We start from the raw sequence: 14710 nt of genomic DNA, 5'->3' as shown, positions 1-14710 counted from the left end.
TAACTAACTGAGTTGCGTAGTTAGCATGGTTTAAGGTGCTTGATAAGCGTATCATACGTTTGTTGTTTGCTTAACGATAAGGCTGACTTTTCTATTGAATTGATTAACTGATATGCTTGGCAGTTCATCTGTTGTTTGACGTACAATTGACTTAATCTAAATTTTATCAGCAAAATTTTATTTGAATCTTGCGCTTGTTGGGAAAATGACAGTGCTTTTTCAAAATACAACGTAGCCGTGTTTAACTGTGCTAACTGTTCATAAATATCGGCAAGATTATATCGAATAACCCCTTGTTGCTGCTTATTACCTACTATGTCTCCCCAATAAAGTGCTGCCTTCCAACGCTGCTCAGCTTCTTGATACTTTTGCAATTTTGCAGCCGCATGCCCTAAATTACCATGTAATTCTGTTTTAAAGAGCGCGTTTTTACTGTCTTTAAATTTCACGGTTAACTGAGACAACAGTGAATAGGCCTGCTGTACCTCGCCGTATTGCATTGTTAAATTGGCTAACTCTACAAGTCGCATAGGAGAGGGAAATATTTCATTCATCTGCTTGAGTAAGGTTATCGCCTTTTCGGCATATATTTTTGTTTTTTCGGATTTTCCGAAAGCTCTTAACGATTTTGCATGGTAAATATAAACGGTAATCTTAAAGGGGATTGGTAGGTTGTCGTGGCTTAGCCATTTAGTTGTTTCTTCGAGTAACGATTTATTACGTTGTAAGTTAAATAACGCAACAAATCGATATTGAAGTAAGTCATATTTAACCAATTCACTTTGGTTTTTTTTACTGAGCTCAAGGTCTATTCGAGACAAGCAATCGATAGGTGAAGTAATACATACACTGTCTATCGATTTTTCTTTGAAATTATCGGTAGATGACTTAGTTAAGGCATGAGCAACAAGCGTATTAAATACGCTTATCGTTAAAAAAGCATAACGTAACGTTAACGTTTTTAACAATCGTTGCTTCATTTTTCATACAGCCGTTTAACTACCTAATATGTTCATAGTATTGATATAAAAGTTTTTATCAACAACAAAAGTTGGATCTTTTTGACTAATTTGTACATTTGTCCATGTAGTTGTTGGGCTAAGCCATTGCATTTTATCGTTAATTTTTACTTTTACAGGCATATCAAAGCCAGGCTTTACATTGCTCCAACGTACGCGTAATTGCTCGCCTTTTAAAAAATATTCTAACGTGGGAACACGGTTGTCACGCAGATATTGATCAAAAATGTTTGATAGCGACTTACCTGTTTTGTTTTCCATGTATTGTTCAATTTGCTGCGTTGTCACGGTTTGATGATAAAATTGTTTTCCTAAACCACGTAAGGTTTCTCGCCATAAATCATCGTTATTTACAATTTGACGAATGGTATGCAGCATATTTCCGCCTTTATCATACATATCGCTAGAGCCTTCACTATGCACGTGGTATTCACCAATAATAGCTTTTTGGTTTTGTATGTTAATACGTTGGCCACGCGTATAACCAAACGCAGCTTCTTTGCCATAGTGGTATTCTAAAAATAAACTTTCAGAGTAATTGGTAAAGCTTTCGTGGATCCACATATCAGCAATGTCTTTACTGGTAATGTTATTGGCGAACCATTCATGACCCGTTTCGTGCACGATAATAAAATCAAATAACATACCTGCACCCGTCAAACTGCGATCTCTGCCAAGGTAGCCATTTTGATATCCGTTACCATAGGTTACAGAGCTTTGGTGTTCCATACCTAAATAAGGGGCTTCAACTAATTTATAGCTGTCTTCGTAAAAAGGATATGGTCCAAACCAGTGTTCTAGCGCTTCAATGGTGCGCTTAGCATCTTTAAATTGTTCTTGAGCTTTTTCAAGGTTGTCACGCAGTACCCAGTAATCCATATCAAGCACACCTTTTTCCCCTTGATACTTTTCACCGAAGTGGACGTAATCACCGATATTAATATTTACCCCGTAATTATTAATTGGATTAACAACTTGCCAGTGGTAGGTTTTGGTTTGTTTTTCTTTATTATGATCAATTGCTAACAAACGACCATTAGATACGTCAACTAAGTGTTCTGGTACTTCAACACTCATCTTGATACCCTGATCAGGCTCATCGTAGCCATGGTCTTTATTAGGCCACCAAATACTTGCGCCAATGCCTTGATTGCTTGAGGCGATAAAATCAATACCGTTGCTATCTTTTTTCCATGTGATACCACCGTCCCAAGGGGCACGTTTTGCCACTTGCGGTTTACCTGAAAAGTGTAGGACTACTTGTTGTTCACTACCTATAGGAGCGTTGTTTAACGTGTGGATAAAATAACTGTAGCCATCTTGGTCGATGTTTAATACTTGGCCTTTTTGTGTTGCTTTTGTCAGCTTCATCGGGGGTTGTAATTCAATTTGCAGACGATCAGTTTTGCTAATAACACGATAACTTACAGTATTGGTACCTGCGATGGTTCGAGTAGAAGGATCTACTTCAATCGCTAAATGATAATGACTTAAATCCCACCACTGACGCTCAGGTGTGATTGAACCGCGTAACACGTCTTGGCGTGTAGTTTCGCCATTAGTGCCAAATAAATTATCAGCCATTGTGATAGGTGATTGTAGTGTAAGAGCTGTTGTTAAAGTGAGTAAACTCAGTGCAATTTTTTTCATCATAATGTCTTCTTTTTGATTTTATGTATACTGTATAATTTTTGTTGGTTTTTCTCTATCTTAGCCTGAATTAATCTTGCAGGCTACCGTAACATTCTCTAGAATTAGTCAGGTGAGTAATGTTACTTGAAAAAGTAAACTAACATTATCAATCTTGTCGGAGTGCCATTGGGCTGAGATCGCGTAAGCGGGATCCGTAGAACCTGATCTGAGTAATTTCAGCGAAGGAAACAAGGGAAATATCGATTTTATATTTTCTTGATCTACCCCAACTCCGCCTTATAAATCTGCATTGCTGTTAATTTCATTAACGCAATACGAAATCAAATAAAAGGTGAGAGAACAATGAGTTCATTAACAAAACGTGAGCGTCGTCAACAAGCAGAACAATTCTTAGAAAATGTTTCTGGTCAAAGCTATCCAAATTCAAATAAAGTTTATGTCGAGGGCAACTTACACGATATTCGTGTAGGGATGCGTGAAATATCAGTAGCAGACACTTTTGTTGGTGGCAGTGAAGAAAACCCGCTATTCGAGCCTAACGAACCTATACGTGTATACGATACTTCTGGTGTTTATACCGATCCAGCGGTTAACGTGGATGTACATGTTGGCTTACCAAAATTACGTGCTGAATGGATTGCAGCACGTGAAGATAGCGAATGTATCGCGGGAGCATCATCCGGGTATAGTCAAACAAGGTTAGCGGATGAAGGCTTAGACCATATTCGCTTTGAAAATCTACCGAAAATTCGTAAGGCAAAGCAAGGTAAAAATGTCACGCAAATGCATTATGCACGCCAAGGCATCATTACACCTGAAATGGAGTACATTGCGATACGTGAAAATACCAAGCGTGCTGAAATGAAGGATGAAATTTTAAAGCACCAACATGCTGGTCGATCATTTGGTGCTCAAATACCTGAGCAGATCACGGCCGAGTTTGTCCGTAAAGAAGTGGCAGAAGGACGTGCAATTATCCCTGCAAATATCAATCACCCTGAAACTGAACCAATGATTATAGGGCGAAACTTTCTCATTAAAGTGAATGCTAATATCGGTAATTCAGCGGTGTCATCTTCCATTGAAGAAGAAGTTGAAAAGTTGGTTTGGTCTACTAAATGGGGTGCAGATACAGTAATGGACCTGTCAACAGGCCGATATATTCATGAAACACGAGAATGGATCATTCGTAATTCACCGGTCCCTATTGGTACAGTGCCTATTTATCAAGCGTTAGAGAAAGTAAATGGGGTAGCAGAAGATCTCACTTGGGAAGTCTTTCGAGACACCCTAATTGAACAAGCAGAACAAGGTGTGGATTATTTTACCATTCATGCTGGCGTATTATTGCGCTATGTACCAATGACGGCAAAACGTGTAACAGGTATTGTATCTCGTGGTGGTTCAATCATGGCTAAATGGTGTTTGTCTCATCATAAAGAGAGCTTTTTATATACGCATTTTGAAGATATTTGCCAAATATGCAAACAATATGATGTTGCCTTTTCATTAGGTGATGGTTTACGCCCAGGGTCTATTGCTGATGCCAATGATGAAGCACAGTTTAGTGAGTTAAGAACGTTAGGTGAGTTAACTAAAATTGCTTGGCAGCACGATGTTCAAGTGATGATTGAAGGCCCTGGTCATGTGCCATTACATATGATCAAAGAAAACATGGAAGAGCAGCTTACACATTGTCACGAAGCGCCTTTTTATACGTTAGGCCCATTAACAACGGATATTGCGCCAGGATATGATCATATTACATCTGGTATAGGTGCGGCTAACATTGGCTGGTATGGTTGCGCTATGCTGTGTTATGTAACGCCTAAAGAACACTTAGGGCTGCCGAATAAAGAAGATGTTAAGGAAGGTTTGATCACCTATAAAATTGCCGCTCATGCTGGTGATTTAGCGAAAGGACATCCAGGGGCACAAATTCGTGACAATGCATTATCAAAAGCACGCTTCGAATTTCGTTGGCATGATCAGTTCAACTTAGGTTTAGACCCTGAACGTGCACGCCAATATCATGATGAAACGTTACCGCAAGAGTCAGGAAAAATTGCGCATTTTTGTTCTATGTGCGGGCCTAAATTTTGCTCGATGAAAATCACGCAAGATGTAAGGGATTATGCTGCTAAATTAGAGGCAGAAAATGGTGAATCTATTTCGATAAAATTACTAGATGAAACGGTTACTGCTGATCTTTCAGCCTTAGAAAGTGCTGAACGAGGGATGGCAGAAAAGTCGCAGGAATTTAAAGATTCAGGCAGCGAAATATACCATGTTGCCAAATAAGCATCAGTCGGAACATATGGCTGAAATTGCCATTGTTGGTGCGGGTTTAATGGGGCGTTTAGCTGCGGTTTCACTTGCACGTGAAGGGCATAAAGTAACTTTAATTGATAAAGATGATATCAACGGGACAAACAGCGCCGCTTATGCGGCGGCTGGCATGCTAACCCCTTTAGGTGAGGCAATGCATTGTGATGCAAATATTGTTGAAATGGGCTTTATTTCGTTAGCACTTTGGCCCACTTTATTATCAAATCTTGCAAGTTATACTTACTTTCAGCAACAAGGTTCTATTATGGTTGCGCACGAGCAAGACCATTCTGAATTACTACGATATAAGCGATTTTTACAACAGCACTATGCTAATCACGCGGTGCAAGAGCTGGATCGTCAGCGATTGGTGAATCTAGAGCCAGAGCTCTCAAGGCACTTTAATCAGGGACTTTTTCTACCGGAAGAAGGGCAGCTTGGAAATCGTAAATTACTATTAGCGCTAGAAGAAGAAATAAAAACGTTAGCTGTTGAGTGGCTAACCGTATCCAATGTAAGCGCAATAAAGCAAGTAAATAATTGTGTTGAGCTAACGATTAATGACGAGCAACGTACGGTTGAGTTAGTGATAGATTGCCGAGGTACTGGTGCGAGACAGGCTGTAGCCCAACAGGCAATGCCATTAAATGATTTACGAGCAGTTCGTGGTGAACTATTTCAGTTATTTGCGCCTGATGTAAACATTCAGCGTCCTGTACGACTAATGCATCCAAGGTATCAACTCTATATTGCACCAAAAACACATGGTTATTTTGTGGTAGGTGCGACTGAAATTGAAAGTGATGATAGCTCACCTATGACAGTACGGTCGGCGATGGAACTATTAAGCGCCGCCTATAGTGTGCATTCTGGTTTTGCAGAAGCTAATATTCGTCAGCATATCAGCCAATTACGGCCTGCGTTTAGTGATAACCAGCCAAAAATCAGTATTGACAACAAGGTTATTCAAATCAATGGACTCTATCGGCATGGCTTTTTAATTGCCCCAGTGGTTTTGGCGCAATTACTCTCTGCTGTGAATGCCACACTTTCATCTGAACAAAGCGTACATTCTTCTTATCAACATTTATTACCGGTGAATTTTTCCCATGAATATATTCATTAATGGTGAGCAAGTTTCCTTGTTTGAACAAGCAAGTGTTGCTGACGCTCTACAACAATATTTGACGGAACAACAGCAAGCATTAACGTTTGCTGTGGCATTAAACAGTGATTTTGTCGCAAATAGTGATTATGCAACAACATGCTTAACGGAACATGACACACTAGATGTGTTATTTCCAATTCAGGGAGGGTAGACATGTCGTTTTCTATCTATGGCCAAGCCTTATCAAGTCGACTATTAATTGGCAGCGCATTATACCCTTCACCTGAGATCATGAAAAAAGCGATTCTAGCCAGTGACTCACAAGTGGTGACGCTTTCACTAAAAAGACAAAACCCTAATGCCATGGGTGGTGAACAAATTTGGCGATATATCCAAGAGATCGTTAACGTTAAACAAGGTTTTTTATTACCAAATACGGCGGGATGCAAATCGGCAAAAGAAGCGGTCACCCTTGCGAAAATGAGTAGAGAAATATTCGCGACCGATTGGATAAAGCTTGAAGTCATTGGTGATGACTACAACTTACAACCAGATGCGATTGAATTGCTAGTGGCTACAGAGCAATTAATCGCTGATGGGTTTAAAGTGCTACCCTATTGCACTGATGATTTGGTGTTATGCCAGCGATTGCATGATTTAGGTTGTCAGGTGATCATGCCTTGGGCGTCACCTATTGGTACGGGTAAAGGGTTAATGAACCCTTATAACCTCGAAACCATCCGCTTAAGATTACCAAATGCCACGTTAATTTTAGATGCAGGAATAGGTAAACCTTCAGATGCGTGTTTAGCCATGGAAATGGGCTACGACGGTGTGTTATTAAATTCTGCTATCGCATTGGCAGATAACCCCGTTGCAATGGCGCAAGCGTTTTCATTGGCAGTAGCGTCAGGTGAAAAAGCATATGTTGCAGGGCTTATGCCTGAAAGACAAACAGCACACCCTAGTACACCTACATTAGATACGCCCTTTTGGCACCATCATGGAGCAACAAAATGACGGGTGCTGATAAACCAATTGTTTGGACCATTTCAGGGGCAGACTGTTCAGGTGGAGCAGGCATTGCTGCAGATATTAAAACAGGCCATAGCCTAAACGTTGAAACTTGTCACCTGATCACTGCCAATACCGTGCAAAATTCTCAACAGTTGTATTCGATTAATCCTGTAAATATATCTCTACTTTCTGAACAAGTAGATGCACTAAAAGAAGATAAAAAGCCTGCGGTGATTAAAATAGGCTTAATTGCGACAATTGATCAAGTGCAATGGTTGATTACGATATTAATGGCCTTAAAAAAAGAAAATCCCACGTTAATTGTGGTATTTGATCCAGTCGGTAGCGCAAGTGTTGGTGGTAAGTTAACCACGCTACAATTTTCGCATTTTCGCGATATATTACCGTATATTGATATCGTAACACCTAACCTTGATGAAGCTAAAATGCTGACTCAATCAACGATTAATGATGAAAATTTATTAGCGCGAAGGCTTTGCCAATATGGTGCTAAAACTACCATCATTAAAGGCGGCCATAGCGAGTCAGACAAGGTGACTGACCTAGCCTATGATAGCTTGAAAGATCAGGTGTTTCGGTTGTCTTCATCTCGGGTTAATACGCATTTCAGTCATGGCGGTGGTTGTAGTTTTGCCATGGCAATTGCATCATATATCGCACAAGGTTACTTATTAAGAGATGCGTTTACCTTAACAAAAACGTATATACATCAGGGGCTGAAAGCACAAGAAAATAAGCTTGAACAATATGGTGCATTTGATCAGCCAAAAATGAATAAGCTTGTATCATCGGCATTTCCATCGGTTGAATCTGTCCTTAATCAACAATACCATGATTTAGCACCATTCCCTGCTATTGGCAGTTTTCAAGGGGAACAATCACTCGGGTTATACCCTGTGGTTGACTCTGTAGAGTGGTTAAAAAAATTACTGCCATTAGGTTTAGAAATCATACAACTTCGGTTAAAAAATCTATCTGATGAAGAATTAGATGCATTCATCATGCAGGCCGTAGCGTTGAGCAAGCATTATAAAACAAGATTGTTTATTAACGATCATTGGCAATTGGCGATCAAACATGGGGCTTATGGGGTTCATATAGGTCAAGAAGATCTGCTCGATGCTGATTTATTTGCTATTAACCAAGCAGGGCTTCGATTGGGTATTAGTACCCATGGTTGTTATGAGTTTATTCTTGCTAAACAACTTAACCCTTCATATTTAGCGATTGGTGCAATTTTCCCGACGAAAACGAAGAACATGACAGGACAAATTCAAGGCATTGATAATTTAAGCCATATACTCACTATCGCAGACAATATTCCGGTAGTGGCTATTGGTGGTATAAACCATTTGAATGCTGAACAAGTTTGGCAAACGGGCGTAGATGCCGTTGCGGTGGTTACCGCAATAACAGAAGCTGACGATTACCAAAAAGCAGTTACTAGGTTACAACGTTGCTTGCAACCTAGTTAAAGACATGGCGGTTAGCGTTTCATGGGTTGAAGTTTTAAATATGTTGCGCTGCGCCATAACCATTCAAGTGGTCCAAACCTGAAGTATGATAGCCAAATTGAACTAACAATCACTTGGAAGATGATGACGACGACTACAAAAAGCATTTGTTGCGTGCGATCTATTTGGCCAAACATACCACCAGCATAGCCATAGAAAATCGTAGTAAAAATAATAGAGTGACTTATATAATTTGTTAGCGCCATTTTACCTAACGGTGACAACCAAGAAAACGCACGTGTAAACCAACGTTTTTGATGTACTTTAACGAATAAACCCACATAGCCAGCACACAATACAAATTGACCAAGGAAAAACAGGTTATTACCGACAGCTTGTAATTCAGGTGCCGCTTTAGTTGCTGGATGTAAATTAAGGTAAACTCCTGATACGCTTAATATTAATCCAAAGAAAAGTCCGCAGTAGCATAAAGTGTTGAAAAAAGATTGATGTTTTTCTGGGTGTTTTAATCGTTCACTTGCGATCAACCAATAACCTACCATAAATAAAGGTAAACAAATAAAGAGAGCAAAGAATGGAGTATTGCCTAATGCTCGAATCGCCTTTTCCCACCGGTGTTGGGTTGCTTGCCAATAATCGCCTTCTGTAAATATGCGCTCCTCTTCAACTGAACGATAATGGCGTTTTTGTTTGCTTTCATATTGTTTATTGACACTTTTTTCAATACGCTCTTCAGGTGTTGATTCTTCTGTGTGTTGATCAAGGTCTGAATTTTCAGTGTGATCGCTAGTTTGCTCTTGTTCGGGGATTTTAGTAAGAGCTTCGCTCTTTTTAGTTTCATCTTGCTTATTTGAGTTTTCGTTTAACGCTTTATACTCGGCTGATGTTAATAAAAACTCTCCTACACTTTGTGCGGTAAGTATACGTTGTTCAACTTGCGCGATTACTTCGCTCTTTTCTTGCCAAGAGGCTGACGTTTTTTGGTTATCGTGAGTTACGCCATATCCGATCCCAACAAAAGTTAATATGATAAAGGGCAGTAAAATAAGCGTGAATCCAGTTTTTGCAAAGGCTGTGGGGGTATTAAAACGTGATAATTTTTTCCAGCGTAATATAAATACAAAGCCTAATAACATCAACCCAGCGACGGCATAATCATGTAAAATATCGCCACCCCAAAGAAACACTAAGTGGCACATGCCAATAACGAAAAGGACTATCATTCGACGAGTAAACCAAGCGCCAAAAGGTCGACCAACTTCTTGTGCTCTAATGAGCATAACGGCGAAGCCCATACCAAATAATAAAGAAAATAATTTATAAAACTTTCCTTCGATAAACACTTTCACGAGCCAGCTTGCTGCCCAGTTTCCGCCGGTTTGTGTAAAGTCAAATTGTAATAAATCAACATCAGGCCGATTGAACCATTCAACATTCATAAAGAGGATGCCAATAAGCGCAAAACCCCTTAAATAATCTAATAAATTGATCCGTTGTTGCGCATGTACTGGTGATAAATCGTGGGATTGTGTTGTCATAATATTATATTTTTTATTATCGATTCTTGTGATCTATGCAACTAATATTCCAATAGATATATCGTTGAATAGTAATGTTTTTTTAATTTTAGTTAATAAAAAGTGTTAATTTTTTCACTAAAAAATACCAGGTTTTACTAAATGATGAAGATCAATACTAGGGCGTATTGAACTTTCGAGTACAAATTTACTACTGTGGCGCTAATGGGATTCTAGGTGACCAAGTTTGCCATTTGGGCTCAACGGATTGATAAAGATCAAATACAGTTGGCAAAACCAACTGTTCAGCCGACATTCTCTTTGGGGTTGCAAATGCAATACCGCCAGACATGAGTGATTCTAATGATTCTGACTCAACATTAACGCCCGAAAAAAGACCCGCTTCAAGGCTAAAGCCACTTGTGTTCCAAAATTTGGATTCAGGGGTAACTAAGGGGGTATATCGATCGGTAATATTAATATAAATATTAACCTTGTCTGCATTATTTGCTAGATCGATACCAATAACGCTGCCAACAGCTACTTGTTTATAAAGTACAGGGTTACCAACTCGAATCGACCCGAGTGAATTAGCCGTTAAGGTTAAATTTAAGCCAAAAGGAAGTGCTTTAGTTGCAGGAGCGGAATTGGCAGCAATAAAATGCGTTTTAGCCTTACCTTTGCCTGGAGATACACCAATAAAGCCACCCTGTAGTGCTGAACTTATGTGTTTATTACCGGTGAGGCCAATACTGGCTTCATCAAAATAAAAGCTTGAGCCTTCCACCGCGAATCGCTTGCCGTAATCGGTTAAATAGCCATATGCAATGGCTCCTTGCTCTTGATTAATAAAGTCAACATAAGAAATTGAACCAATGGTTTGTTGATGAAACTTAATACTTAGTCCAGCTTTAATGCCGGCAATATTGGTAAATTTTATGCTAATTGCCTGGCCGGCTACTTTGGCTTTGTGACGACTGGAAAATAACGTGAATTTTTCGCCTTCTTTCGTTAACGGAGCTGCACCTTCTTTTGGGTTATAAAAACTCAACCCTCCACGTAAAATTGTTTCGGCAGACTCTGCTTGTAATGAAACACTGGTTAAATCAGTTGTTAATGAAATGCCACTGGAAACATAAAACCGGGAAAATTGATTAACTAAATGTTGGTTAGTTTCATCAATAGTAATGGTAATTAATGTACTATCGCCATTTTTACTGAGATCTACACTGTCTATTTGACCAACTGAAATACCTTTATACGTTACTGGGCTCCCTGGTACAAGACTAGCACCGTTTTCACTCATTAATGTGAGCTGTAACCCACTGGCATGTAGTTCTTTAGCGGGTGGTTTTTGATACATATGAAAGCGTTGTTTAAATGGTCCTTTTCCCGCCAATATCGCTATATAGCTTCCTCCGAAAAATGCTTCTGTATCAGTAACGCCAGAGAGAGTTAACCGCGGATCTACCAACCAAAATTTTGTAGATTCTTTCAATAAATAGTCAAATTCTGGTAACAGCCCGACAACGAGTTCATGATGATCTTGTTTATGATGAATAGCGTGAACTGAACCAATAACGTTGCCGCGATGAATAATACGTGTTGAACGTTTTATACCTTTAGCGTCAGCAACTAACAGTGTTAGGGGCAATGATTGTTTCGCGATTTTTCTCGATGAAAGTAATGGGAATAGATCACCATTATTCACTGATTTAGCATTAACGGTTTCGTGCGTATCAAAAGCGATACCACCGGCTAAAATAGACTGTAATGAATGTGCTTTAATGTCTACACCTTGTATTCCTGCCTTTATTCTTACGCCACTGGTATTCCAAAAGCGAGTGTTACTTTTAACGTATTGTTTATATTGTTCTTTAATATGAATATGCACAATTACCTGTTCAGAGGTTTTATTTTCAATGGCTTGAACGGTACCAACAGGTTGTTTTTTATAGTAAATATTGGTACCTATTTTTAAAGATTCAACATCGCTAGCGGTTAACATAATATGTAAGCCTGGTTCGTCATAATCATAAGCTGGCTTATGTGCATACACATTGAATTGTGTTTGAGGCTCCCCTTTTAATGATGGTCGTAAACTGAGATGTGAACCTTTTAGTAATGTGCGTAAATTGGTCACCCCGCCTAAATCTAATTCTGGGGTAACGGTATAAAACTGCGAGTCGCTTGTTAAATAAGGAACAACACGAGGGCTCACTTTCGCGATAGCTGTAATTTTACGAGATGTTGGGTCAATTTTACTAAATGATTCTATGACCCCTAAGGTCAGTCCTTGATACTCAATTAAAGCTCCTTTATCTATACCGGTGTCCCAATCAAGCTTTAAGGTAATTTCATGCCCCATTTCGGCAGTTTGAAAGTCAGGATGCAAAGTAAATTCATGACCTGATTTTGCAGAGGGCAACGGTGTTGAAAATTTAGGATCATCAAAGGCAACACCACCCGATATAATGGAACCTACTGATTCGGTTTTAATGTTAATGCCTGAGGTTAAAGAACCGGTAAATTCGAATCCGCTAGCGTTCCAAAAAATAGAGTTTTCTTTTACCAAATAGGCATGCTCAGGCTTAATAAACACTGAAATATCGACGGTAGCATCGTCAACGTTATACTGCACGCCTGACACATGGCCAACGGGAATTTGCTTAAAGCTAACCGGTGAGTTGGTGTTAATTGACCCAAGAGTATTGGTTTTCAAAGTAATGTGTAAACCAGGGGTAGATTTATCGAGTTCTGGTGCTTCATTTAATGCGACAAAAAACCTGCTAGGGTTCCCCCTGTGCTCTAAATCGGGCTGAACATTTATGTAACTACCTGATATTAAAGTATCTAACCCAGTAACACCTTGAAATGACACATCAGCAGTGACATACCAAAACGTTGTATTGTCAGTGAGTAATTCTTCACTACTCGCTACCATTTCAATCTGTACTAATAAACTTTGTAGATCATCAGTGACTTCTACTTGTTTGACAACACCTATCGGTAAACCTTTATATCTTACTTCTGTTTTACCAACGACAATGCCGCTTGCTTGATTAAATTGTACGGTGATATAAACGCCTCGTTCATACACCGCTTTTACAATTAGCCACGCACCAAATAGCAACGCAATAATCGGTACTAACCAAACAGCAGAAACGCTTTCTTTTGATGATATAATTGCGTCAAGCGGATGGTGTTGTTTATTACTCATGTGTTTGCTCTTTTTTATTGTTGTTGTCCCATAGCAATCTAGAATCAAAGCTATGTGCTGCCATCAGCGTTGCGATAACCATTAAGGCAAAGTAACTTGCCCCTAAAGAAACTTCAATATTACTGATAAAACCTAAATTCACCACAGACGCCATTACTACGACGACAAATACATCAAGCATTGACCACGGACCAATATTTTCAACGATATGAAATAAATGGCTTTGCCTTTTCAGGCTCATATTGCTGCGATGTTTAACGTGATAAACCAAAAAAAATAATCCAATAATTTTCCCTAACGGAATAATAAAGCTAGCCATAAAAATAATGAACGCGATAGGGTAATGCCCTGTTTGAATGAACGTTGCAATACCTTGTAAAATAGTTGACGCCTCTGTCTTGCCAAAGGTATGGAGTGTCATCATGGGGTAGATATTGGCAGGTATAAATAAGACTAAAGCAGTCACTGTCCACGCCATGGTGTGTTGTAAGCTGTTTGGTTTACGACTGTAAAACCAATGAGCACAGCGAGAACATTGTTGTTTTTCACTGTGCATTTTATTAATTTTTTGGCACCTAGGACAACTGCCTAAACCATTCGAAAGTGCTGTTCTAGTCATTGATTTGCTCCAGCTGTTGCCATATAAATCGATGGTCTAACGTGATGGATAGCATGGTTGAACACATCAACAATAGAATGATACTGGTAATGCCCGTGCCAATAGCAATATCTGCAATATCCACTAATTTATATAATGACACGATGATCCCTAGAAAAAATACATGAATCATTGCCCAGTTATTCAGTAGATGATAAGAGCGGAAAAACACGATCAAGTGAGGTTTTTTGCTCGTATACTTCAAACAAAAAGTTAAATAAAACGCTGTGAATAAACGAACAGCAGGTACAGCAATGGCAAAAATAAAGACACAAAAGGCAATAAAATAAAAACCTTCATTCGCTAATAAAACAATACATGTAAATAATGACGCTTGGTTATACTGACCTGCGGCATATATGCCCATTAACGGCATGACAGTAGCGGGTATTAATAATAATAACCCTGCAAATGAAATAGCGAATGTTTTATCAAGGGTGTGCTTTTTAGGGGAATGTAACACCGTATTACAACAAGGGCAAAGCGCCTTTTGGTGGTTTGAGAGCTTGGGAAGATTTACCAAGGTATCGCAGCGTTGACAGGCAGCTAAGGTATCCGTTGGTAGCGACGCTGTCATTGATATAACCCTTTGTAAAATTGGAAGTAATTTTAGTTTATGTGATCCTGATATAATCGCAACTTATTTTGAACATAAAAAAAGCAGCGATGACGCTGCTTTTTAAGAGATGTTAAT

The 14710-nt window shown here is 39.2% G+C and carries 11 protein-coding genes and 1 riboswitch; of the genes, 5 read left to right on the top strand and 6 right to left on the bottom strand.

Annotated elements, in window-relative coordinates; genetic code table 11:
* Nucleotides 1-20: 20 nt before the first annotated feature.
* Nucleotides 21-980 (bottom strand): tetratricopeptide repeat protein, encoded by a 960-nt coding sequence (locus QUE72_RS18110; RefSeq protein WP_286270559.1) that lies wholly within the window; start codon nucleotides 978-980, stop codon nucleotides 21-23.
* Between the two features lie 15 nt (nucleotides 981-995).
* Nucleotides 996-2672: a M1 family metallopeptidase gene (locus QUE72_RS18105; protein ID WP_139302634.1), complete on the bottom strand. Its 1677-nt coding sequence runs from the start codon at nucleotides 2670-2672 to the stop codon at nucleotides 996-998.
* 145 nt (nucleotides 2673-2817) lie between these two features.
* Nucleotides 2818-2916: riboswitch (TPP riboswitch) on the top strand.
* A 98-nt stretch (nucleotides 2917-3014) separates the two neighbouring features.
* Between QUE72_RS18105 and thiC the strand changes: the two genes are divergently transcribed.
* From thiC to thiE, 5 genes are read left to right on the top strand one after another with little or no spacing between them, the layout of a single operon-like run.
* Nucleotides 3015-4973: a phosphomethylpyrimidine synthase ThiC gene (gene thiC, locus QUE72_RS18100; protein WP_286270558.1), complete on the top strand. Its 1959-nt coding sequence runs from the start codon at nucleotides 3015-3017 to the stop codon at nucleotides 4971-4973.
* Nucleotides 4960-6126: a glycine oxidase ThiO gene (thiO, locus tag QUE72_RS18095; RefSeq protein WP_286270557.1), complete on the top strand. Its 1167-nt coding sequence runs from the start codon at nucleotides 4960-4962 to the stop codon at nucleotides 6124-6126. Before thiC ends, thiO begins: the two co-directional genes overlap by 14 nt.
* Nucleotides 6110-6319, top strand: coding sequence for a sulfur carrier protein ThiS (thiS, locus tag QUE72_RS18090; protein WP_074499592.1), 210 nt, complete (start codon nucleotides 6110-6112; stop codon nucleotides 6317-6319). The genes thiO and thiS overlap by 17 nt, the downstream gene beginning before the upstream one ends.
* Before the next feature lie 2 nt (nucleotides 6320-6321).
* Nucleotides 6322-7128 (top strand): thiazole synthase, encoded by an 807-nt coding sequence (locus tag QUE72_RS18085; protein ID WP_286270556.1) that lies wholly within the window; start codon nucleotides 6322-6324, stop codon nucleotides 7126-7128.
* Entirely contained in the window at nucleotides 7125-8621 is a 1497-nt protein-coding gene (thiE, locus tag QUE72_RS18080) for a thiamine phosphate synthase (protein ID WP_286270555.1), read from the top strand. The genes QUE72_RS18085 and thiE overlap by 4 nt, the downstream gene beginning before the upstream one ends.
* An 11-nt stretch (nucleotides 8622-8632) precedes the next feature.
* Here thiE and QUE72_RS18075 read toward each other — a convergent pair whose 3' ends face one another.
* From QUE72_RS18075 to QUE72_RS18060, 4 genes are all read right to left on the bottom strand, one after another.
* Nucleotides 8633-10159, bottom strand: a complete 1527-nt coding sequence (locus tag QUE72_RS18075) for a DUF418 domain-containing protein (RefSeq protein ID WP_286270554.1) — start codon at nucleotides 10157-10159, stop codon at nucleotides 8633-8635.
* A gap of 190 nt (nucleotides 10160-10349) precedes the next feature.
* Complete coding sequence (locus QUE72_RS18070; protein WP_286270553.1) at nucleotides 10350-13358, bottom strand: PqiB family protein; 3009 nt, start codon at nucleotides 13356-13358, stop codon at nucleotides 10350-10352.
* Nucleotides 13351-13977: a paraquat-inducible protein A gene (locus tag QUE72_RS18065; protein WP_286270551.1), complete on the bottom strand. Its 627-nt coding sequence runs from the start codon at nucleotides 13975-13977 to the stop codon at nucleotides 13351-13353. Before QUE72_RS18065 ends, QUE72_RS18070 begins: the two co-directional genes overlap by 8 nt.
* Nucleotides 13970-14593, bottom strand: a complete 624-nt coding sequence (locus tag QUE72_RS18060; RefSeq protein ID WP_074499597.1) for a paraquat-inducible protein A — start codon at nucleotides 14591-14593, stop codon at nucleotides 13970-13972. The genes QUE72_RS18065 and QUE72_RS18060 overlap by 8 nt, the downstream gene beginning before the upstream one ends.
* Nucleotides 14594-14710: the final 117 nt, after the last annotated feature.

Source organism: Thalassotalea hakodatensis, assembly GCF_030295995.1.
Taxonomy (GTDB): Bacteria; Pseudomonadota; Gammaproteobacteria; order Enterobacterales; family Alteromonadaceae; genus Thalassotalea_C; species Thalassotalea_C hakodatensis.
This window is presented reverse-complemented; position numbering and strand designations above follow the sequence as displayed.

Excerpts from the sequence above, each read along its gene's own strand:
- QUE72_RS18110 (WP_286270559.1), bottom strand. The coding sequence starts at position 980 with ATGAAGCAACGATTGTTAAAAACGTTAACGTTACGTTATGCTTTTTTA.
- QUE72_RS18105 (WP_139302634.1), bottom strand. The coding sequence starts at position 2,672 with ATGATGAAAAAAATTGCACTGAGTTTACTCACTTTAACAACAGCTCTT.
- thiC (WP_286270558.1), top strand. The coding sequence starts at position 3,015 with ATGAGTTCATTAACAAAACGTGAGCGTCGTCAACAAGCAGAACAATTC.
- thiO (WP_286270557.1), top strand. The coding sequence starts at position 4,960 with ATGTTGCCAAATAAGCATCAGTCGGAACATATGGCTGAAATTGCCATT.
- thiS (WP_074499592.1), top strand. The coding sequence starts at position 6,110 with ATGAATATATTCATTAATGGTGAGCAAGTTTCCTTGTTTGAACAAGCA.
- QUE72_RS18085 (WP_286270556.1), top strand. The coding sequence starts at position 6,322 with ATGTCGTTTTCTATCTATGGCCAAGCCTTATCAAGTCGACTATTAATT.
- thiE (WP_286270555.1), top strand. The coding sequence starts at position 7,125 with ATGACGGGTGCTGATAAACCAATTGTTTGGACCATTTCAGGGGCAGAC.
- QUE72_RS18075 (WP_286270554.1), bottom strand. The coding sequence starts at position 10,159 with ATGACAACACAATCCCACGATTTATCACCAGTACATGCGCAACAACGG.
- QUE72_RS18070 (WP_286270553.1), bottom strand. The coding sequence starts at position 13,358 with ATGAGTAATAAACAACACCATCCGCTTGACGCAATTATATCATCAAAA.
- QUE72_RS18065 (WP_286270551.1), bottom strand. The coding sequence starts at position 13,977 with ATGACTAGAACAGCACTTTCGAATGGTTTAGGCAGTTGTCCTAGGTGC.
- QUE72_RS18060 (WP_074499597.1), bottom strand. The coding sequence starts at position 14,593 with ATGACAGCGTCGCTACCAACGGATACCTTAGCTGCCTGTCAACGCTGC.